Here is a 19,436-nt window from a genome sequence, read left to right on the forward strand (position 1 = left end):
CCCATTCTCCCCGAGCCGTTTCTGGGCCATGGTGGTCAAGGAATTCGTGCAGATGCGCCGCGACCGCCTGACCTTCGCCATGATGATAGGCATCCCGCTGATGCAGCTGATCCTCTTCGGTTTCGCCATCAACTCCAACCCGCAGAACCTGCCCCTGGCAGTGCTCTCCAACGACGACTCGGAGTTCTCCCGCACGCTGGTGGCGGCCATGCAGAACAGCGTCTATTTCCGGGTGACCAACATGATCCGCTCCGAGGCCGAGGCCAAGCGCCTGCTGGACCTGGGCGACGTGCAGTTCGTGCTGACCTTCCCACACGATTTCGGCCGCCTGCTGGCCAGGGGTGACCGGCCCCAGGCCCTGGTGGAAGCCGACGCGGCGGACCCGGCGGCCACCGGTTTCGCCCTGGGCGCGCTGGACACCATCTTCAGCCAGAGCCTCTCCCGCGATCTCATCGGCCCGCTGCTGCCCCTGCGCGCCCAGCCCGGTCCGGTGGACCTGATCGTGCACCGGCTCTACAACCCGGAGATCCAGACGCGCTACAACATCGTGCCCGGGCTCATGGGCGTGGTGCTGACCATGACCATGGTCATCATCACGGCCCTGGCCATCACCCGCGAGCGGGAGCGGGGCACCATGGAGAACCTGCTCTGCACCCCGGTGCGGCCCTTCGAGGTGATGGTGGGCAAGATCGTGCCCTACATCGTGGTGGGCTACATCCAGATGATGCTCATCATCCTGGCTGCCAAGGTGGTGTTCGGGGTGCCCATCCTGGGTAGCCTGCCGCTCTTGCTGGCCGTGTCCATCCTGTTCATAGCAGCCAACCTGGCCGTGGGCATCACCTTCTCAACCGTGGCCAGCAACCAGTTGCAGGCCATGCAGATGGCGTTCTTCTTCTTCCTGCCGTCCATTCTGCTCTCGGGTTTCATGTTCCCGTTCCGGGGCATGCCGGAGTGGGCCCAGTGGGTTGGCTCGGTGCTGCCGCTCACGCATTACCTGCGCGTGGTGCGCGGCATCGTGCTCAAGGGCGTTGGGTTCACGGACCTGCTGCCGGAGCTCTGGCCCATCCTGGCCTTCCTGGTGGTGCTCATGACCGTGGCCGTGAAGCGCTACCGGCAGACTCTCGATTAGCCCCGGCCGGTGGTGGACTCTTCCTGAAAACAGGCTATGACAGGAGCCATCAGGAGGACATCGCCATGAAAGCAATCCTGGCCGCAGGCGGCAGCAAGGCCGCCGACCCCAAGGCCTTTCGCGAGGCCGATATCGAAACGCCCCGGGCCGCCGGGCGCGATCTGCTGGTGAAGGTGCAGGCCGTCTCCGTCAATCCCGTGGACACCAAGATCCGCATGCGCACCCCTGTGGGCACCGACATTGTGCTCGGCTGGGACGCCTGCGGCGTGGTGGAGGGCGCAGGCCCGAACCTGCGCTCCTTCGCCGCCGGCGACAGGGTCTATTATTCCGGGGCCATGACCAGGCCCGGCACCAACGCCGAATATCATCTGGTGGACGAGCGCATCGTGGGCCACGCGCCGAAGAGCGTTTCCGTGGCCCAAGCGGCGGCCATGCCCCTGACCACCATCACCGCCTTCGAGGCGCTGTTCGACCGCCTCGGCTTCGCCCCGTCGCAAGGGGCCAACGCCGGGCGCAACGTGCTCATCGTGGGCGGCGCGGGCGGCGTGGGCTCCATGGCCATCCAGCTCGCGCGCTGGGCCGGGCTGACCGTGGTGGCCACGGCCTCCCGCCAGGACACCGTGGACTGGTGCAAGCAGCTCGGCGCCAACGTGGTGGCGGATCACCGCCAGCCCCTGGCCGAGGCCGTTCGCGCACAGGGGTTTCAGGTGGTCGACGCCATTTTCTGCACCACCCACATGGAGAAGCACTGGATGCAGATGGCCGAGATCATCAAGCCCCAGGGTCGCGTGGCCCTCATCGACGACCCCTCGGGCCCGGTGGACATAACGGCCTTCAAGCGCAAGTGCGCGTCCATCCATTGGGAATTCATGTTCGCGCGCCCGCTGTACGAAACGCCGGACATGGGCAGGCAGGGGGAGATTCTCGAGGAGGTCGCCGGGCTGGTGGATGCGGGCGTGCTGCGCAGCACGCTGCGCGAGACCCTGGACGGGCTCACGGCCGCAAACGTGCAGGCCGCGCATGTGAGGCAGGAGAGCGCGACCATGATCGGCAAGCAGGTGATCGTTTTCTGAGGTGAGAGGAGGGGGGAAGCCTCCGGCGGTCAGAGAGGGCGCTGCCCTCTCTGGACTCTCCCGCCAAAGGAACTTCGTTCCTTTGGAATCCTTTATATTGTCGTTGATTGGCTGAACAAACCGGCGGTCGGCGACATTGCCGACAAGAACGCGAAGCCGTATGGGATTCCAAAGGGAGGAACTCCCTTTGGCCGCCGGAGGCTCCCCCCCTACAAGAATCTCCGCCAGCCCGTCGGGGCCGGAGCCTCCTGACCGCTGCCGCCACCGTCGCCTGAATCCCGCTCCTGCGGCAAAGTCTCGTACAGCTCCCGCAGGGTCCTGCCGTCCACCTCCCGGCAGGCGGTCTCCATGCCTTTCCTGAGCCGGGCCAGCACGGGGTATCGTCCGTCCAGGTCGGGGATGGGGCCGTCGCCGCGCAGATTCTCCCACCCGGTGAGCAGCTCGCCCACGGTGATCCTGTCCGGCGCTGCCAGCAGCACGTACCCTCCGCCCTCGACCCGTGCCGCGATGCCGATGCGCGCCAGGCGGGCCAGCTCCTCCTCCACCACCAGGGGCGGCAGCCCTCCGGCCTGGGCCGCGTCCTCCGCCAGCAGGGGGCCGCCCGCGGTCTCGGCCTTCTCCGTGAGCATGAGCGCCGCCAGCAGGGCCACGCCGCGCCTGTCCGCCAGGGAATAGGCCGCGCCGGCCGCCCGCGCGGCCTCACTCGGCGCGCTCTGGATGGCGTGGGCCAGCTCGGCCCCGGCCAGCACGATGAGCCAGCTGATGTAGAGCCAGACCAGCAGCAGCGGTATCTGGGCGAAGCTGCCGTAGATGGCGTTGTAGCCCGTGACCCCGATCTGGTAGCGGATATAGGCCGCCTGGGCCAGCTGCCAGCCGATGCCGGCTGCCAGGGCTCCCGCGGCGGCGGGGAGGGCGCGCACCTCCACGTTGGGCAGGAACTTGTAGAGCACGAACAGCGACACGCAGACCATCAGCGTGGGAACGGCCTTGAGCCCCAGGGTGAAGGCTTTGTTGACCAGCTCGATCTCGCCCAGCCAGTGCACCACCTGCGCGTTCTGGAAGGTGGCCGTGACGCTGAAGGCCGCCAGGATGAACAGCGGGCAGACCAGGATCACGGTGAGGTAGTTGGTGAGGCGGCTCCAGGCCCCACGGTTGCCGGGGGCGCGCCAGATGACGTTGCAGGCTTCCTCCACGGTGGAGATCAGGCCCGCCGAGGTGATGAAGAGCATGGCCACGCCGATGAAGCCCAGGGCGCGCACGTTGGTGTTCTGGATGTAGCCCAGCACCGCGTCCACGATGTCGGCCTTCTCGGCGGTGAGCCGCAGCAGCGCCTCCCGCAGGTAGGGCGCGTCGTAGACGCCGAATCCCTTGGCCAGGGAGAAGGCCACGGCCAACAGCGGCACCAAGGAGAGCACCGTGGCGTAGCAGAGCGCCGAGGCCATCATCAGGCAGCGGTTGCCCAGGAAGGAGCGGACGAGGGTGAGGCCCAGGCGCGCGGGGGTCATGTCGGTCCTCGCAGGAAGTTGATTTTCCGCACGATACCAATCCCGGCCCGGTTTGACGATGCCCTTTTCGCGGGGCGGCCGTCCTTGACAGGGTGGCGAGCCGGTGGGTAGCGAATCCATGCTGGATGATGCCTTTTCACCAACCCCGACTCAAAGAGGATGCGGATGGACACGAAGATCATGCTGCCGGAATCCGAGATGCCCAAGCACTGGTACAACGCCCTGCCGGACCTGCCCACGCCCCTGGCGCCCCCGCTGGACCCGGCCACGGGCAAGCCGGTGAGCCCGGAGCAGCTCGCCCCCATCTTCCCCATGGGCATCATCGCCCAGGAGATGAGCCCCGAGCGCATGATCGAAATCCCCGAGCCCGTGCTGGACATCTACCGCCTGTACCGGCCCACCCCGCTGGTGCGCGCCCGCAGGCTGGAGAAGGCCCTGGGCGTGAAGTGCAAGATCTACTACAAGGACGAATCCCGCTCCCCGGCAGGGTCGCACAAGCCCAACACGGCCATCCCCCAGGCCTACTACAACAAGCTCGAAGGCGTGAAGCGCCTCGCCACCGAGACGGGCGCGGGCCAGTGGGGCACGGCGCTCTCCTTCGCCAGCAAGATGTTCGGGCTGGAATGCACGGTCTACATGGTCAAGGTGAGCTACAACCAGAAGCCGTACCGCCGCATCCTGATCCAGTCCTATGGGTCGCAGATCTACGCCTCGCCCTCCGAGATGACCCAGGTGGGGCGCTCGGTGCTGGCCTCCGACCCGGACTGCCAGGGCAGCCTGGGCCTGGCCATCTCCGAGGCCGTGGAGGACGCCGCAACCCACGAGGACACCAAGTACGCCCTGGGCAGCGTGCTCAACCACGTGGTGCTGCACCAGACCATCGTGGGCCAGGAGGTCAAGAGCCAGCTTGCCATCGCCGGAGACAAGCCCGACTACCTGGTGGGCTGCGTGGGCGGCGGCAGCAACTTCGGCGGGCTGGTGCTGCCCTTCCTGCCGGAGAAGCTGGCCGGGGAGAAGATCACCTTCGTGGCCGCCGAGCCCAAGGCCTGCCCGACGCTCACGCGCGGCCAGTATCGCTACGACTACGGCGACGTGGCCCGCCTGACCCCGCTGCTCAAGATGCACACCCTGGGGCACGGCTACATGCCCGCGCCCATCCACGCGGGCGGGCTGCGCTACCACGGCGACGCGCCCCTGGTGTGCAACCTGATGGCCGAGGGGCTCATAGACGCCCGCGCCTACTACCAGAACGACTGCTTCGAGGCCGCGCTGCTCTTCCAGGCCACCGAGGGCTTCCTGCCCGCGCCCGAGACCTCCCACGCCATCAAGGCCGCCATCGAGGTGGCCAAGCAGGCCGAGGCGGGGCAGAACGTGGTGTTCCTGTATTCGGGCCACGGCCTGCTGGACCTGGCCTCCTACGACGCCTACCTGCACGGCAACCTGACCGACTTCGAGCACTCCCAGGAGGAGATCGACGAGGCGCTCAAGACCTGCCCGACCATCGAAGGGTAGGGCGCGCCTCCCCGCCGCGCCAAACAAAAAGCGCCCGGCCAGACAACCTGACCGGGCGCTTCCCGTGTGACTGCGCGCGTCACATCAGAGGATTTGTTCCAGGAACTTTTGCGCCCTGGGGTGCTGGGCGCTCTCGAAGAATTCCGAGGGCGCTCCCTCGTCGATGATGCTGCCGTGGTCCATGAAGACGATGCGGTCGGCGGCCTGGCGGGCGAAGCCCATCTCGTGGGTGACCACGACCATGGTCATGCCTTCTTTGGCCAAGTCCAGCATGACGGAGAGCACCTCGCCGATCATCTCGGGGTCCAGGGCGGAGGTCGGTTCGTCGAAGAGCATGATCTTGGGGTTCATGGCCAAAGCTCTCGCAATCGCCACGCGCTGCTGCTGCCCGCCCGAGAGCATGGCGGGGAACACCTTGGCCTTGTCCTTGATGCCGACCTTGTCCAGCAGGGCGAAGGCGGTGGCCTCGGCCTCGTCCCGGTTCATGCCGCGCAGCTTCATGGGGGCCAGGGTCAGGTTGTCGAGCACGGTGTAGTGCGGGAACAGGTTGAAGGACTGGAAGACCATGCCCACTTCCATGCGCACCTTGTTGATGTCCACCTTGGGGTCGTCCAAGTCGCTGCCGTCGATGACGATGCGGCCCGCGTCGATGGTCTCCAGACGGTTGATGGTGCGCAGCAGGGTGGACTTGCCCGAGCCCGAAGGCCCGATGATGACCACCTTCTCGCCGGGGCGCACGTTCATGCTCACGCCGGAGAGGGCCTTGAGCTTGCCGAAGTACTTGGCGACCCCGGATATGGTGATGATGGGCTCAGCGCTTGACATAGTAGGAGAGCCTCTCTTCGAGCCTGGACACCAGCTTGGAGAGCAGCAGCGTGATGATCAGGTAGACCAGCGCCACCACGGTGTAGGTTTCGAAATACAGGAAGGTTTCGGACGCGAACTCGCGGCCCCTGCGCAGCAGGTCCGCCACGGCCAGGATGGACACCAGGGAGGTGTCCTTCAGGAGCATGATGAACTCGTTGCCCACCGGCGGCAGGATGATGCGCATGGCCTGGGGCAGGATGACGTAGCGCATTGTCTGGGCGCGGTTGAAACCCAGGGAGCGCGCCGCCTCGGTCTGGCCCTTGTCGATGGCCAGGATGCCCGCGCGGAAAATTTCGCCCAGGTAGGCGCCGTAGCACACGGCCATGGCGATGACGGCGGCCAGGATGTCCGGCACGCGCACGAAGCGGCCCAGGGCGTAGTAGATGTAGAACAGCTGCACCAGCAGGGGGATGCCGCGCACGATCTCCACGTAGGTGGAGGCGATCAGGTTGATCCAGCGGTTGCGGGATACGCGGCCCAGGCCGGTGAGCAGCCCCAGGAACAGGGCCAGCACGATGGAGTAGATGGTCACCTGGAAGGTGACCAGCACGCCGTCGGGTATGAATTTGACGAGGCGCAGGTAGGCCCCTTTCTCCACCAGGACGAGGTAGAGCAGGGTGCCCACGGACACTACCAGGGATAGCCACCAGGCGGAAACGAGCCCCTTGTCCGACTTGCGCGGGATGGCGGGGCCGTCGTGTTGCTCGATGACGGGTACGGTTTGTTGCGTCTGCATGTACAATCGGAAACGGGGGAGCGGGCCTGAAGCCCGGTCCCCCGTTGGAATTTTGTGGTCTACTGACCGATCCACTTCTTGATGAGTTCCTTCTCGATGCCCTTGTCCTTCACGGCCTTGATGCCCTTGTCGATCAGGGCCAGGGTCTCCTTGTCGCCCTTCTTGACGGCGATGCCGTAGAACTCGTCCTCACCGGTCTCGATGATGGCGGCGATCTTGAGCTTGCCCTTGTACTTGTCGTTCTGCAGGGCGTACTGGGCGGCAACGGGGTCGTCGCAGACGACGCCGTCGATGCGGCCGTTGAACAGGTCTTCGATGGCCAGGCCCACTTCGTCGTAGGACTTGTCCTTCACGCCTTCGGCCTTCTTCACGGCGAAGTGGCCGGTGGTGGAGATCTGGGCGCCCAGGGTCTTGCCCTTCATGTCGGCAAGGGTCTTGGCGTTGGAGGCCACGGGGACCACCAGGGCCTGGCGGACCTTGAAGTAGGGGATGGAGAAGTCCATCGCGTTCTTGCGTTCGTCGGTGATGGACACGGAGGAGCAGATGGCGTCGTACTTGTTGGCGGCCAGGCCGGCGAAGATGCCGTCCCAGGCCACGGCCTTGAACTCGGGGGTGAACCCGGCTTCCTTGCCGGCGGCCTTCATGTAGTCGATGGCGAAGCCGGTCATTTCCTTGTCGGGACCGACGAACTCCATGGGCGGCCAGGTGGCGTCGGAAGCGAAGACGATGGTTTTGGCCCAGGCGGACTGGGAAGCAAGGGCGATCAACAGGGCGGCCAGGACGACGATTCTGCGCATGTTCTCCTCCACGGTTGGATGTTATCCGCTCGGGGCTTCGGTTGCTCCAGCGGTTATCAGCTTGGAATGCTCGTCACGCGACCGGAAACAATTGCCCGAATTTGGAAATAATTCAAGCAGAATGAGCAAATTGTCCGGAATGGTCCGCCGTTTCAACGGGTTGATTTCATGAGGTATTCATCCAGCGAGGCCAGCCCGGCCGCGAAACCGGCGCGGCCGAAGCCCATGCGGAAATGGGCGCTCCAGGCCTCGCCGTAAAGGCGGCCCGGCAGCAGCAGCGCGCCGCACCCTTCGAGCACCTCGGCGCAGAAGGGCTCGGCGTCCTCCCCTGAGGCCAGCGCGGGGAAGCAGATGGGCCCGGCCAGGGGGCGCACCCAGGTGAAGAGCCCGGTATGGCGGCCCATGAAGTCGTCGAGCAGGGCCAAGTTCTCAAGGCACAGGGCGCGCAGGCCGGAGACGAGCTCCCGGCCGTGGCGCAGGGCCAGGGCGGCAAGGAACTCAGAGGGGGCGCTGCCGCAGATGGAGGTGTAGTCCTTGGCGGCGGCCATGGCCGCCAGCACGCCCTTGTCGCGGGTGGCCACCCAGCCCACGCGCAGCCCCGCCAGCCCGTAGGCCTTGGACATCACCCCCAGGGAGACCGCCCGTTCATAAAGCTCGCAGGCCGGGCGCGGCGCGTTGGCCATGTCGTACTCCAGGCCCGCGTAGACCTCGTCGGAGAAGAGCAGGCAGCCCCGGGCGGAGACGATCTCCACGATGCGCGCCATCTCGGCCGCGCTGAAGGCGAAGCCCGTGGGGTTGTGGGGCGAGTTGAGGATCACGGCCCCGGTCTTCGGCCCAACCAGGCGTTCGAGTTCGTCGATGTCCGGCCGCCAGCCGTTCTCGGGCCTGGCCTCCCAGGGCAGCACCGTGCACCCGGCCGTGGCCGCCACCTGATGCAGGGATTGGTAGCACGGGGTGTGCGCCACCACCTCGTCCCCGGGGCTCAGGCAGGCGGTGGCGAAATTGAAGATGGCCTCCTGTGCGCCCACATGCACCAGCACCTGCGAGGAGGTGATCCCCCGATATGTGCTGGCGATTTCCTCCCGCAGGGCCGGGCCGCCGGGGGCCTCGGTGTAGCCCAGGGGCAGCGCCTCGAAGGCCTGGCGCGCGCCGGGCTCCAGGTCCAGCAACTGGCCCACGGTGAGGGTTTGGCAGTCCGAGACGCACAGCAGATGCGGGGCGGAGAACTCGTGCGCGGCGAAGTAGCGTTCCAGCATGAACGGGGGCAGTTTCATGGCATCTCCTGTGGTTGCGGTGCGCCCGTGTAGCAGGCCAGACCGCATCTTGCCAGCTCCGGCCTTGGGGCGTAGAGCGCGGCGCGGAGGCGAGGCATGAACAAGGCGATTTCGTGTGCGTGCGCCGCGCTGGCGGCGGTTTTGCTCTGGTCCTGGGCGGCGTGCGCCCAGCGGCCCGTTTTCGAGGCTTCGGAGCTGGCAGGCTCCCCGCAGGAGAAGCTGCCCGGCAAGCTGGGCGCGCCGGACCTCACCGGCCCGCAGCGGGAGATACCGCGGCATGCGGCCCCACCCCTGGCCCCGGAGCTGCGCGGCTCAATCCGCCGTTTGGAAACGGGCGGGCGCAAGCTCGTGGCCCTGACCTTCGACCTCTGCGAACTTTCGGACCAGCGCGCCGGGTACGACGCCCCCCTGGTGGCCGTGCTGCGCGAGTTCAAGGCCCCGGCCACCTTCTTCGCGGGCGGCAAGTGGATGCGCTCCCACCCGGAGCGGGCCATGCAGCTCATGGCAGATCCGCTCTTCGAGGTTGGCAGCCACGCCTGGACCCACGGCAACTTCGGGGTGCTCGGCAAAGAGGCCATGGCCCGCCAGATCGACTGGACCCAGGCCCAGTACGAGCTGCTGCGGGATGATTTGACTGCGCTGGCGGGCAAGAGGGGCGCTGGGTACGCCGTAAAAGGCGTCCGGGACTCCATCGCCGTGTTCCGCTTCCCCTACGGGCGCTGCTCGGCCCAGGCCCTGGAGATGCTCGCGTCGCGCGGGGTGGCCGCCGTGCAGTGGGACGTGAACATGATGGACGCCGCCAAAACCCGCACGTCCGAGGCCATCGTTCGCGACGCCCTGCGCCTGGTGCGGCCTGGCTCCATCGTGCTGGGCCACGCCAACGGCTTCGGCCACGCCACGGCCGAGGCCCTGCGCTCACTCATCCCTGCGCTCAGGGAGAAGGGCTACGAGTTCGTCACCGTGAGCGCGCTGCTGGCTGCGGGCAAGCCCGTGACCGCGCAGGACTGCTACGACTCCCGGCCCGGCGACACCGCCGTGTACGACGCCCAGTTCGGCGAGGGCACGGTGCACCCGCACAGACACAAGCCCTGAAGGCCCACGCGGGCCACGCTGACCCCACCGATGAAATCCTTCACATAGTCTTGATAATGAAAATCAAATTCGATATGAGCACCCGAAATCACTTCGGAGCAAGACGCAATGGAAGTTCTCTGCAAGCTCGAAGACTGCATCGGGGCCTACAAATGTGGCCAGATGGCGGCCACCCTGCACCAGATGGCCGAGAGCCTGGGCCGCGCCGTTGACGCCAAGGACAAGCGACTCTTCGAGCATTCGGCGCTCACGGCCGATCTGGCCACGCTCTTGGCCCTGGCCCATGGCCTTTCCGCCAAGCAGGCCGACATCATCCACATCGCAGGTCACCTGCACGACATAGGCAAGATCGGCATCCCGGACGCGGTGCTGGGCAAGCCGGGCAGGCTCACGGCCCAGGAATGGAGCGTCATGCGGCAGCACCCAGCCATCGGTGCCCAGATTCTGGCCCCCATCGCCAACTTCGGGGCCAAGAACGGCGTGCGGGACATCGTGCTCACGCACCATGAGCGCTACGACGGCTGGGGGTACCCCCAGGGGCTCGGCAAGACGGATATTCCTCTGGGCGGGCGCATCCTGGCTGTCGCGGACAGCGTTGCCGCCATGCTGGAGTACCGCAGCTACCGGCCCGCCCTGGGGCTCGGAGAGGCCTTGGCTGAAATCGAGCGATGTTCGGGGAGCTGGTACGACCCAGCGCTTTGCAGGGATTTTCTGCTTCACGAAGCCGAAGTTGAGGCGGTGGTTCTACGCCACGCGCACACGGAGGCTCTTCAGGGGAGTGGGGCTAAGGAAGCAGTGGGCTGAATCGTGGGCCGGGCGGGTTGCTGCGGCCGGACGGATAGCAGGAGCACGGTGAGGATGAAGACCTCCGGAATCAGGCCATGACCATGCGGCCCCGGCCCTCGGCCTTGGCGCGATAGAGGGCCTTGTCGGCGTCCTCGAAGATGTCCTCGGTCGCCTCCTGGCCCGAGGGCACGCCGCCCGAAACCCCGATGGAGGCGGAGAGCACCACCTCGCGGCCGTCTCCAGTCATGACCGTGGCCTGGGAGAAGGCGCGCAGGATGCGCTTGGCCACGTGTGAGGCCTCGGAAGCGCCGGTGTCCGGCAGCAGCAGGGCGAACTCCTCGCCGCCGATGCGCGCCGCGATGTCGCAGCGGCGCACGGCCGAGCGGATGACCTCGGCGGCTGTCTTGAGGGCCATGTCGCCAACCTGGTGGCCATAGGTGTCGTTGATGCCCTTGAATCGGTCCAGGTCCACGAGCAGCAGGCTCATGGGGCGGCCCTGGCGCTGCGAGAGGTGCGCGAACTCGCTCATGCGCTGTCGGAAATGGCGGGTGTTGGCCAGGCCGGTGAGTTCGTCGATGGTGGCCAACTGGGCGAGGCGTTCCTGCTCCTTGCCGAGGAGCCAGCCGAAGGTGCCGAAAGCCAGCAGGGAGCCCAGGAGCATGTACGCGAAGAGGTCGGCTTGTTGCGTCAGGATATCAAGGGGCGAGCCGCCACGGAAGGTCTGGATCGCGAGCCAGCCCAGGGGCGCGAAAACGGCCAGGAGCTCGCCTTGCAGAGCCCTGATGAGGCGCGGACGGAGGTGGAAAACGGGCAAACCCACGGCTGAAGACCTACCACAACTGTAACGGGTGCGGAGCTTCTACCTGATGGCGGGGGAAAAACAAGGAAAAAATCGTGTTCAGCCAAGCTATTGGGTGACGCCACAGTCTGATATAAAGTGGGTTGATGAAATAGGCCGCGCCGGAGAATCCGGCGCGGCCTGTTTTTGTGCGTTATTGGATAGTCTGCTTGAGGAAGGCGAGTTCTCCGTTCTCCACCCCAATGGTCACCAGCTCCCCGTCGAGCACCTCGCCCGCGATGATCTTGCGGGCCAGGGGCGTCTCCACGTGGGTCTGCAGGTAGCGGCGCAGGGGGCGGGCGCCGTAGACCGGGTCGTAGGCCGCGTCGGCGATGAAGGCCTTGGCCTCGTCGCCGAGCTCCAGCACGATCTTGCGCTCGGTGAGCCTTTCGCGCAGGCCCGAGAGCATGAGGTCCACGATGCGCCCGATCTGCTCCTTGAGCAGGGGCTTGAACAGCACGACCTCGTCCACGCGGTTCAGGAACTCGGGCCTGAAGTGGCCGCGCAGGGTCTCCATCACCTTGTCCTCGGTGCCGGGCTTGAACGAACCGTCGGGGCGGATGCCGTCGAGCAGGTAGGTGGAGCCCAGGTTGGAGGTCATGATGATGATGGTGTTCTTGAAGTCCACCGTCTTGCCGTGGCTGTCGGTGAGCCTGCCGTCGTCCAGGATCTGCAGCAGCACGTTGAACACGTCGTGGTGGGCCTTCTCCACCTCGTCGAAGAGCACCACGGAGTAGGGCTTGCGGCGCACCGCCTCGGTGAGCTGGCCGCCCTCCTCGTAGCCCACGTAGCCCGGGGGCGAGCCGATCAGGCGCGAGACCGTGTGCTTCTCCATGTATTCGCTCATGTCCAGGCGGACGATGTTGTCCTCGGAGTCGAAGAGCGACTGGGCCAGGGTCTTGCACAGCTCGGTCTTGCCCACGCCCGTGGGGCCGAGGAAGATGAAGGAGCCGATGGGCCGCCTGGGGTCGTTCAGGCCCGCGCGGGCGCGCAGCACGGCGTCGGACACGGCGGTCACGGCGTCCTCCTGGCCCACAACGCGCTGGTGCAGCTCCTCGGGCAGGCGCAAGAGCTTCTCGCGCTCGGTCTCCAGCAGCTTGGTGACGGGGATGCCGGTCCAGCGGGCGATCACCTGGGCCACGTCGTCGGGCTTGACCTCCTCGCGCAGCAGGCGCTGGCCGCCCGCTTCCTGGTCGGTCTGCTCCTCGCGTTTGGCCAATTCCGCCTCCAACTGGGCCAGCTTGCCGTAGCGCAGCTCGGCGGCCTTGTTCAGGTCGTAGTTGCGCTCGGCCTGCTCGATGTCGGTGCGGGTGCGCTCGATGTCGCTCTTGAGCTGGCGCAGGCCCTCGATGGACTGCTTCTCGCGGTCCCACTGGGTCAGCAGGATGCCCTGGTCCTCCTTGAGGTCGGCCAGCTCGGCCTCCAGCTTGTCCAGCCGCTCCTTGGAGGCCTTGTCCGTCTCGCGCTTGAGGGCCTCGCGCTCGATCTCCAGCTGCATGATCTTGCGGTTGATGGTGTCGAGCTCCGTGGGCAGGGAGTCGATCTCCGTGCGGATCATGGCCGCGGCCTCGTCGATCAGGTCAATGGCCTTGTCGGGCAGCTGGCGGTCCGGCAGGTAGCGGTTGGAGAGCACGGCGGCCTCCACGATGGCCCCGTCCGCGATGCGCACGCCGTGGTGCACCTCGAAGCGCTCGCGCAGGCCGCGCAGGATGGAGATGGTGTCCTCCAGGGTGGGCTCCTCCACCAGCACGGGCTGGAAGCGGCGCTCCAGGGCGGGGTCCTTCTCGATGTACTTGCGGTACTCGTCCAGGGTGGTGGCGCCGATGCAGTGCAGCTCGCCCCTTGCCAGCATGGGCTTGAGCAGGTTGCCCGCGTCCATGGAGCCTTCGGCCTTGCCCGCGCCCACGATGGTGTGCAGCTCGTCGATGAACAGGATGATGCGGCCCTCGCTGGACTGCACCTCCTTGAGCACGGCCTTGAGCCGCTCCTCGAATTCGCCGCGGTACTTGGCGCCCGCGATGAGCGCGCCCATGTCCAGGGCGAAGAGGGTCTTCTCCTTGAGGCCTTCGGGCACGTCGCGGTTGACGATGCGCTGGGCCAGGCCCTCCACGATGGCGGTCTTGCCCACGCCCGCCTCGCCGATGAGCACGGGGTTGTTCTTGGTGCGCCGCGAAAGAATGCGGATGGCGCGGCGGATCTCCTCGTCGCGGCCGATCACCGGGTCGAGCTTGCCCTTGCGGGCCTCGTCCACCAGGTCGCGGCCGTACTTGGCCAGGGCCTCGTAGGTGTCCTCCGGGTTGGCCGAGGTCACCCGCTGGGAGCCGCGCACGTCGGTGAGCACGGCCAGGATCTTCTCCTTGGTGAGGCCGAACTGCTTGAGCACCTTGCCCAGGGGGGAGGAGGGCGGCTCGTCGAGCATGGTCAGGAAGACGTGCTCCACGGAGACGTACTCGTCCTTCATGGACTGGGCCAGCTCCATGGCCTTGACCAGGATCTCGTTGACCCGCTGGGTGACGGTGAGCTGCCCGGGCTGGGCCCCGGGGCCGGAGACGCGGGGCAGCCTGGCCAGCTCCTCCTCCACGGCGCGCTGGAAGGCGCGGACGTCGTACCCGGCGCGCTCCAGCAGGCGCGGCACGAGGCCCTGCTCCTGCTGCACGAGCGCGAGCATGAGGTGGCCGGCGTCTATCTGCTGATGCCCGAGGCGGATGGCCACGGCCTGGGCCTGGCTGAGAGCCTCCTGGGACTTCTGCGTGAACTTGTTGAGGTCCATATATGTTCTCCTTGAGGAGTCGGTTTCGGATGAGAACGTGAGCCGCTAGATGAGCAGTTTCTCCAACTCTCGGACGCGCTTTTCCAGAAATTCGACGCGCTCCACCAGATCGACGATGATGGAGGCCCCCACCGGGGAGATGTCCAGATCCTTGCAGAGCCGCGAGAGCTTCTTCACCCGGTAGACGTCGGCGTGGCGGAACAGGTACTGGCTGCCGGACGTCAATTGCGGCCGCAGCCAGCCCAGCTCGATGAGTTCGCCCACCAGGGCCGGGTGCATTTCGGTCATCTCGATGAACTGCGCCCAGGCGATCCGGTCCGATTTGGCGGGCAGGTCCGAGCCGTAGAGTATCGTGATATCGACCATGGAAGCCTCTGCTTTGTCGTGGCGTTTGGTCCGGGCGGCCTCGCGGGCCGCCGCCGGATCAGTGGTGCTCGCGCGGATTGAAGGACGACGCCTCGGCCAGGTCGTGCCAGAGGGCGCGCTCCGCGTCCGTAAGTGTCTTGGGCGTGTGGATCATCACACGCACGAACTGGTCTCCCCGGCCCGCCTTGCCCAGCAGCCCCTTGCCCCGGATGCGCATCTTGCGCCCGCTGCTGGAGCCTGCGGGGATGTTCAGGTCGATGTCGCCGTCCAGGGTGGGCACGCGCACCGTGGCGCCCAGCGCCGCCTCCCAGGGGGCCAGGGGCACGTCCACCAGCACGTTGACGTCCTCCAGCTTGAAGCGCGAGTGCGGGCGGATGCTCACCTTGAGGTACATGTCGCCGGCGGAGCCTCCGGCCCCGCCCGGTTCGCCCTGGCCCGCCAGGCGGATCTTGGCCCCGTCCCGGACGCCTGCCGGGATGTTCACGGCCAGCGTCTTGGGGCGGATGTAGGGCCTGCCGTCGGGGGAGAGCGCCTCCTCCTGGATGGTCACGGTCTTGGAGCCGCCGTGGTAGGCCTCTTCCAGGGTGAGCTCCAGCAGGGCCTCCACGTCGCCGCCCCGGGTGGGCCTGCGCTGGAAGTTCTGGCCGCCGAAGCCGCCCTGGCCTCCAAAACCGCCCTGGCCGCCGAAGCCGCCGCGCCCGCCGAAGCCGCCCATGCCCCCGGACCCGCCGAAGATGGTCTGGAAAAAGTCCGAGAAGCCGCCCATGTCGAACTGCTGGCCGCCCTGGCCCGCGCCGCCGAAGTTGTAGCGGAAGTTCTCGTAGCCCGGCGGGGGCTGGAAGTTCTGCCCGTGCTGCCAGTTGGGGCCCAGCGTGTCATAGAGTTTGCGCTTCTCCGGGTCGCGCAGCACCTCGTAGGCTTCGTTGATCTCCTTGAACTTGGCCTCGGCCGTGCAATCGCCCGGATTGAGGTCCGGGTGGCAGGTGCGCGCCAGCTTCTTGAAAGCCTTTGAAATTTCATCCTGGGTGGCCTTTTTGTCCACGCCGAGGAGTTTGTAATAATCTTTGTATTCCACGAGAGTGCCCTCTGTTAGATGGAGCGGGATGCCGCCGCCAAGTTTACATAATAATCTGGTCAGGTGGCCCGTCAAGGCGTCTTCCGAATATTCGGGCCAAGCGCGCAATTGGCCTTGTTTACGGAATTTTCAGCCTGAATGCCAGCCTCGGCGGATGCGGCGGCGCGCCTCGGCGCGGAGCGCGGATGGGGAGCATTGCCATCCGGTCCCGGAGACGTTAGCACGCCTTCATGGCAAAAGACACGTTCAACAATCCCTTCGAGAAGCTGAGGGGCGTCAAGGTCAAGAAGGCCAAGCCCGCGCCCCCGCCGCCTCCCAAACCGAAGCCCGCGCCCCCCGAGACCCCGCAGGACGAGGAGGACCTCTTCAGCATGGCCATGAGCGGGGTCAACCGCATGTCCGGGCAGGAGTCGGGCAGGCAGGTTGTGGCGACCAAGCCCGCCGCAGAGGTGCAGCCGCATGACCCGGAGGCCGAGGCCCGGGCCAAGCTCTACGACCTGGTGGCCGGAAAGGTGGAGTTCGAGCTGGAATACACCGACGAGTACGTGCAGGGCTTCGTCAAGGGCATGGACCAGAAGATCTTCCGCCAGCTCAAGGCCGGGCAGCTCAGCCCCGAAGCCCACCTGGACCTGCACGGCCTCAATTCGGACCAGGCTTTCGAGAGCCTGCTGACCTTCATGCGGGAGCAGTATTTCCAGGGCAAGCGCTGCCTGCTGCTGATTCCGGGGCGGGGCATCAACTCCCCGGGCGGCAACCCCGTGCTCAAGCAGGAGCTCAAGGGCTGGCTCACGCGCGACCCGCTCAAGCGCGTGGTGCTGGCCTTCAGCACGGCCCAGCCGCGCCACGGCGGGGCCGGGGCGCTCTACGTGCTGCTCAGGCAACGCCGCAAGAACGAGGGGCGCATCAAGTGGGAGAATTTGTGGGGGGATGATTGAGGCCTAGCGCTCCACGCACCTGGCCCAGTCACCCTGTGCCATGAGGTCAACTCGTTTTGGGCGTCAGAGCAAAGTCCTTTAAGCCCCGCCCGCGCGGGGCTTTTTCTTGCCTGATGCGCTTGACGTTGGCCCTGTATGCGGTACTGTCATCAAGTGAGCACGATGGAAAAAACTGTCGCCAAGATGCGGCGCAATCCTCGCGATTGGCGCATTGAGTCGTTGATTTCGGTAGCGGAACATTACGGCCTGACTGTCCGCAACCCAAAGGGGAGCCATGTCGTCTTCTCATTTCCCGGCGTGCTCGGCGAAGCGTCCGTTCCAGCCCACAGGCCGATCAAGCCCATCTATGTGGGACAGTTTCTCGCCCTGCTGGATGCGGTGCTCGCCAAGGAGGAATAGCATGGATTTTCACGGATACCCCTTCAATCTCACCCCCCTGTCCGATGAGGACGGCGGGGGCTGGCTCATCGTTTTCCCTGACTTCCCCGGTGCGGTCATGTCCGATGGAGAGACCCCCGAAGAGGCCTTGGCAAACGGCCGGGACGCCCTCGAATCCGTCATCGCCGTATACAAGGAAGACGGGCGTGAACTTCCCGCCCCGTCCAGCGGCGGCGTGTCGGGCAAGTTCAACCTGCGCGCGCCCAAGCGCCTCCATGCCATGCTCAATAGAGTAGCCAGACAGGAGGGCGTGAGCATGAACACTCTGGCGGTCGCCCTGCTGGCCGAGGGGCTTGGCAGGCGCGAAGCCAGATAAGTCACCGAGTCGCAGCGAAAAACAAAACGCCGCCCGGAGCATCCTCCGGGCGGCGTCATTTTTTCGTCGGGGTGGGCGGGGCGGCCTAGGCCACTTTCACGCTACGGTCCAGGCTGGAGGTGCCGAACACCTGGTCCACTCGTTTGACCTTGCTCAGCGCCCGCTTGAGGATGTCCTTGTAGTCGCGCAGGTCCGAGACGGCGTAGCGCTCCTTGAGGTTGGCCAGGGCGGCCATGTCCATGACCTCGTTGAACAGGTAGGGCAGGTAGAGCGGGTCCTGCTTGAGGAACTGGAGCACGTTCAGGAGCAGCTGCTTGATCTCGGCCTGGTTGCGGCCCGGCTTCTTGAGCAGCTTGTCGAAGCGCTTGGTGGCGTGGCGCAGGGAGTCGTTCCAGACGCCGAAGCGCGCCTGGTACACCGGGCGCACCCGGGGCTGGTTCACGCGGCGCAGCGCGCCCAGGAAGCGCTCCTTGGCTCCCGGCTGGGAGGCAAGCAGGCCCTTCTGGTGGCATTCCTCCACATCCACAACGCGGCTGCCCTCGATCTCGGCGCCGCCGCCGTAGATGTTGTAGACCGGCAGCTGGGCCTTGCGCAGGTCCTTCTCCAGGTCGCGCTTGGCCGAGAGGTAGCCCACGTTGGAGAAGATGGTCTCGCCGTGGAGGTTCATGAGCTTCACGTCGCCCCGGGCCGGGTCGAAATTCTGGACGTTGCCGTGGGCGTGGTGGCCGGGCGCGTGGCTGCGCTCGGCGGGCCAGGCGAAGTCCTGCCCGGCCAGCAGGATGCGGCTCACGCCGCACCAGGTGAGGAAGCGCGCCAGGGTGACGCCCACGTTGCCGCCCGCGTCCAGCACCAGCTCGTGCTCGCTGAACACGTAGGTGGCCATGCCGCCCATGGTCCACAGGGGGATCTTGGGGCCGGGGTAGCGGGCCACCACCTCGGGGTCGAGCTTGGTGGAGTAGATCAGGGGCAGGTCGCTAAGCCAATTGATGTCCTTGATGCCGTCGTAGAGGCGCATCATCTCGTGGCGGAAGTCGATGGCCATGCAGAAGTCGGGCTTGAGGCCGATGCGCTCCAGCGCGGGCAGGGTCTGCAGGGCCGAAGCGTATAGGGCGTGTCCCGGGCGTTCGACCAGCTGCGGGCCGGTCTGCGCGAGCGACGGCCCCGCGCCCAGGATCACCGCCGTGACGCCGGAGGCGCAGCCCCGCATGGGCAGCAGGCTGCCGTTGTTCATGGCGTCGTGGAAATTCTGCAGCTCGTTGCCCACCATGACCTCCTGCTTCAGGCGCAGGGTGGCCATCTCCACCGAGAAGTTCTCCAGCTTGCCGCGCAGGATGCCGCTCCAATGGGCGTACTCCGGGCCGACCTGCTGGGAGGGCAGGTCGTTGCGCAGGTGGATGTTGCCGTAGAGCAGGTTCAGGTCCAGCCGGTGCAGGGCCTTTTCGATGATGTCGTGGTCCGGCACCAGGAAGCGCAGCCGCCCGGCCTTGAGGAATGGGCGGTAGTCCGTCTCGCCCAGGCAGGCCAGGAGCATGTCCGGCCGGGGCTCCACCACCAGCACCCGGTGCGTGTTGGGCGTGCCGGTGAGCACGTGGTTCAACCCGTAGCCCAGGTTGCAGCCAAGGATCACGGTGGCGTCCTTCTCCGGCGTGTTCTTGGGCCGCCACTCCTGGTAGAGCACCGGCAGGGGCGGGCAGCGCTCGATGACGCCGCCGCCGTCGTCCATGCGCCAGTCCAGCAGGCCCATGCCGTTGACGAAAACACGGGAGAGCGCGCCCTCGATGTCCGCGATGGACTGCGCCAGCCAGGTGGCCACGGGTTCCTTGAGCTCCGCCAGGGTCTCCAGATTGCCGGTGAGGAATTGGTGCATGTTCATGGTGCCGTACTTTAAGCAAGTTCCTTGCCAGTACAGCGGGTTTCCCCTAAATCC

Annotated in this window: 18 protein-coding genes; 8 read left to right on the forward strand and 10 right to left on the reverse strand. The window is 66.4% G+C overall.

The annotated features are described in order from the left end of the window. The first annotated feature begins 28 nt into the window (after nucleotides 1-28). On the forward strand, nucleotides 29-1,129 hold the full coding sequence (locus tag MLE27_RS00205) for an ABC transporter permease (protein WP_243310072.1): 1,101 nt from the start codon (nucleotides 29-31) through the stop codon (nucleotides 1,127-1,129). A gap of 65 nt (nucleotides 1,130-1,194) precedes the next feature. After that, nucleotides 1,195-2,202 (forward strand): zinc-binding alcohol dehydrogenase family protein, encoded by a 1,008-nt coding sequence (locus MLE27_RS00210; RefSeq protein WP_243309841.1) that lies wholly within the window; start codon nucleotides 1,195-1,197, stop codon nucleotides 2,200-2,202. A 209-nt stretch (nucleotides 2,203-2,411) separates the two neighbouring features. On the opposite strand, the gene MLE27_RS00215 is transcribed toward MLE27_RS00210, so the two are convergent. Continuing rightward, nucleotides 2,412-3,707, reverse strand: coding sequence for a YhjD/YihY/BrkB family envelope integrity protein (locus tag MLE27_RS00215; RefSeq protein ID WP_243309842.1), 1,296 nt, complete (start codon nucleotides 3,705-3,707; stop codon nucleotides 2,412-2,414). A gap of 165 nt (nucleotides 3,708-3,872) precedes the next feature. Here MLE27_RS00215 and MLE27_RS00220 point away from each other — a divergent pair, with 165 nt between their 5' ends. Continuing rightward, nucleotides 3,873-5,219: a TrpB-like pyridoxal phosphate-dependent enzyme gene (locus MLE27_RS00220; RefSeq protein WP_243309843.1), complete on the forward strand. Its 1,347-nt coding sequence runs from the start codon at nucleotides 3,873-3,875 to the stop codon at nucleotides 5,217-5,219. 84 nt (nucleotides 5,220-5,303) lie between these two features. Here the strand turns inward: MLE27_RS00220 and MLE27_RS00225 are convergent, their stop codons facing one another. The 4 genes from MLE27_RS00225 to MLE27_RS00240 all read right to left on the reverse strand — a co-directional run bounded on the left by MLE27_RS00225 (nucleotide 5,304) and on the right by MLE27_RS00240 (nucleotide 8,893). Beyond that, entirely contained in the window at nucleotides 5,304-6,044 is a 741-nt protein-coding gene (locus MLE27_RS00225) for an amino acid ABC transporter ATP-binding protein (protein WP_279355605.1), read from the reverse strand. Further along, on the reverse strand, nucleotides 6,031-6,822 hold the full coding sequence (locus MLE27_RS00230) for an amino acid ABC transporter permease (RefSeq protein ID WP_243309844.1): 792 nt from the start codon (nucleotides 6,820-6,822) through the stop codon (nucleotides 6,031-6,033). Before MLE27_RS00230 ends, MLE27_RS00225 begins: the two co-directional genes overlap by 14 nt. A 59-nt stretch (nucleotides 6,823-6,881) precedes the next feature. After that, nucleotides 6,882-7,619 carry a basic amino acid ABC transporter substrate-binding protein gene (locus MLE27_RS00235; RefSeq protein WP_243309845.1) on the reverse strand — a complete coding sequence of 246 codons (738 nt, stop codon included), beginning with the start codon at nucleotides 7,617-7,619 and terminating at the stop codon, nucleotides 6,882-6,884. 152 nt (nucleotides 7,620-7,771) lie between these two features. Beyond that, on the reverse strand, nucleotides 7,772-8,893 hold the full coding sequence (locus tag MLE27_RS00240; RefSeq protein WP_243309846.1) for an aminotransferase class I/II-fold pyridoxal phosphate-dependent enzyme: 1,122 nt from the start codon (nucleotides 8,891-8,893) through the stop codon (nucleotides 7,772-7,774). 96 nt (nucleotides 8,894-8,989) lie between these two features. Between MLE27_RS00240 and MLE27_RS00245 the strand changes: the two genes are divergently transcribed. Both MLE27_RS00245 and MLE27_RS00250 read left to right on the forward strand, forming a co-directional pair. Further along, nucleotides 8,990-9,985 (forward strand): polysaccharide deacetylase family protein, encoded by a 996-nt coding sequence (locus MLE27_RS00245; protein ID WP_243309847.1) that lies wholly within the window; start codon nucleotides 8,990-8,992, stop codon nucleotides 9,983-9,985. 108 nt (nucleotides 9,986-10,093) lie between these two features. Further along, nucleotides 10,094-10,789 (forward strand): HD-GYP domain-containing protein, encoded by a 696-nt coding sequence (locus MLE27_RS00250; protein ID WP_243309848.1) that lies wholly within the window; start codon nucleotides 10,094-10,096, stop codon nucleotides 10,787-10,789. A gap of 70 nt (nucleotides 10,790-10,859) precedes the next feature. On the opposite strand, the gene MLE27_RS00255 is transcribed toward MLE27_RS00250, so the two are convergent. From MLE27_RS00255 to MLE27_RS00270, 4 genes are all read right to left on the reverse strand, one after another. Continuing rightward, nucleotides 10,860-11,591, reverse strand: a complete 732-nt coding sequence (locus tag MLE27_RS00255) for a GGDEF domain-containing protein (protein WP_243309849.1) — start codon at nucleotides 11,589-11,591, stop codon at nucleotides 10,860-10,862. A gap of 172 nt (nucleotides 11,592-11,763) precedes the next feature. Next, a complete protein-coding gene (gene clpB, locus MLE27_RS00260) occupies nucleotides 11,764-14,379 on the reverse strand; it encodes an ATP-dependent chaperone ClpB (RefSeq protein WP_243309850.1) in 2,616 nt (871 codons plus the stop codon). A gap of 45 nt (nucleotides 14,380-14,424) precedes the next feature. Continuing rightward, entirely contained in the window at nucleotides 14,425-14,745 is a 321-nt protein-coding gene (locus MLE27_RS00265; protein WP_243309851.1) for a chaperone modulator CbpM, read from the reverse strand. A 58-nt stretch (nucleotides 14,746-14,803) separates the two neighbouring features. After that, complete coding sequence (locus tag MLE27_RS00270) at nucleotides 14,804-15,820, reverse strand: DnaJ C-terminal domain-containing protein (RefSeq protein ID WP_243309852.1); 1,017 nt, start codon at nucleotides 15,818-15,820, stop codon at nucleotides 14,804-14,806. Between the two features lie 230 nt (nucleotides 15,821-16,050). Between MLE27_RS00270 and MLE27_RS00275 the strand changes: the two genes are divergently transcribed. The 3 genes from MLE27_RS00275 to MLE27_RS00285 all read left to right on the forward strand — a co-directional run bounded on the left by MLE27_RS00275 (nucleotide 16,051) and on the right by MLE27_RS00285 (nucleotide 17,509). Continuing rightward, the gene (locus MLE27_RS00275; protein WP_243309853.1) at nucleotides 16,051-16,755 is read left to right on the forward strand and encodes a Smr/MutS family protein; all 705 of its coding nucleotides are present in this window, start codon (nucleotides 16,051-16,053) and stop codon (nucleotides 16,753-16,755) included. Nucleotides 16,756-16,917: 162 nt separating this feature from the next. Beyond that, nucleotides 16,918-17,154 carry a type II toxin-antitoxin system HicA family toxin gene (locus MLE27_RS00280; RefSeq protein ID WP_243309854.1) on the forward strand — a complete coding sequence of 79 codons (237 nt, stop codon included), beginning with the start codon at nucleotides 16,918-16,920 and terminating at the stop codon, nucleotides 17,152-17,154. A gap of 1 nt (nucleotide 17,155) precedes the next feature. Continuing rightward, nucleotides 17,156-17,509, forward strand: a complete 354-nt coding sequence (locus tag MLE27_RS00285; RefSeq protein ID WP_243309855.1) for a toxin-antitoxin system HicB family antitoxin — start codon at nucleotides 17,156-17,158, stop codon at nucleotides 17,507-17,509. An 85-nt stretch (nucleotides 17,510-17,594) separates the two neighbouring features. Here MLE27_RS00285 and MLE27_RS00290 read toward each other — a convergent pair whose 3' ends face one another. Further along, the gene (locus MLE27_RS00290) at nucleotides 17,595-19,382 is read right to left on the reverse strand and encodes a motility associated factor glycosyltransferase family protein (RefSeq protein ID WP_243309856.1); all 1,788 of its coding nucleotides are present in this window, start codon (nucleotides 19,380-19,382) and stop codon (nucleotides 17,595-17,597) included. Nucleotides 19,383-19,436 lie beyond the last annotated feature (54 nt).

The organism is Fundidesulfovibrio agrisoli (assembly GCF_022808715.1).
Taxonomy (GTDB): domain Bacteria; phylum Desulfobacterota; class Desulfovibrionia; order Desulfovibrionales; family Desulfovibrionaceae; genus Fundidesulfovibrio; species Fundidesulfovibrio agrisoli.

Bases quoted from the DNA above. Each gene is read 5' to 3' on its own strand.
- MLE27_RS00245 (WP_243309847.1), top strand. From the start codon at position 8,990: ATGAACAAGGCGATTTCGTGTGCGTGCGCCGCGCTGGCGGCGGTTTTG.
- clpB (WP_243309850.1), bottom strand. From the start codon at position 14,379: ATGGACCTCAACAAGTTCACGCAGAAGTCCCAGGAGGCTCTCAGCCAG.
- MLE27_RS00275 (WP_243309853.1), top strand. From the start codon at position 16,051: ATGGCAAAAGACACGTTCAACAATCCCTTCGAGAAGCTGAGGGGCGTC.
- MLE27_RS00210 (WP_243309841.1), top strand. From the start codon at position 1,195: ATGAAAGCAATCCTGGCCGCAGGCGGCAGCAAGGCCGCCGACCCCAAG.
- MLE27_RS00215 (WP_243309842.1), bottom strand. From the start codon at position 3,707: ATGACCCCCGCGCGCCTGGGCCTCACCCTCGTCCGCTCCTTCCTGGGC.
- MLE27_RS00290 (WP_243309856.1), bottom strand. From the start codon at position 19,382: ATGAACATGCACCAATTCCTCACCGGCAATCTGGAGACCCTGGCGGAG.
- MLE27_RS00225 (WP_279355605.1), bottom strand. From the start codon at position 6,044: ATGTCAAGCGCTGAGCCCATCATCACCATATCCGGGGTCGCCAAGTAC.
- MLE27_RS00250 (WP_243309848.1), top strand. From the start codon at position 10,094: ATGGAAGTTCTCTGCAAGCTCGAAGACTGCATCGGGGCCTACAAATGT.
- MLE27_RS00235 (WP_243309845.1), bottom strand. From the start codon at position 7,619: ATGCGCAGAATCGTCGTCCTGGCCGCCCTGTTGATCGCCCTTGCTTCC.
- MLE27_RS00280 (WP_243309854.1), top strand. From the start codon at position 16,918: ATGGAAAAAACTGTCGCCAAGATGCGGCGCAATCCTCGCGATTGGCGC.
- MLE27_RS00265 (WP_243309851.1), bottom strand. From the start codon at position 14,745: ATGGTCGATATCACGATACTCTACGGCTCGGACCTGCCCGCCAAATCG.
- MLE27_RS00220 (WP_243309843.1), top strand. From the start codon at position 3,873: ATGGACACGAAGATCATGCTGCCGGAATCCGAGATGCCCAAGCACTGG.
- MLE27_RS00240 (WP_243309846.1), bottom strand. From the start codon at position 8,893: ATGAAACTGCCCCCGTTCATGCTGGAACGCTACTTCGCCGCGCACGAG.
- MLE27_RS00230 (WP_243309844.1), bottom strand. From the start codon at position 6,822: ATGCAGACGCAACAAACCGTACCCGTCATCGAGCAACACGACGGCCCC.
- MLE27_RS00205 (WP_243310072.1), top strand. From the start codon at position 29: ATGGTGGTCAAGGAATTCGTGCAGATGCGCCGCGACCGCCTGACCTTC.
- MLE27_RS00285 (WP_243309855.1), top strand. From the start codon at position 17,156: ATGGATTTTCACGGATACCCCTTCAATCTCACCCCCCTGTCCGATGAG.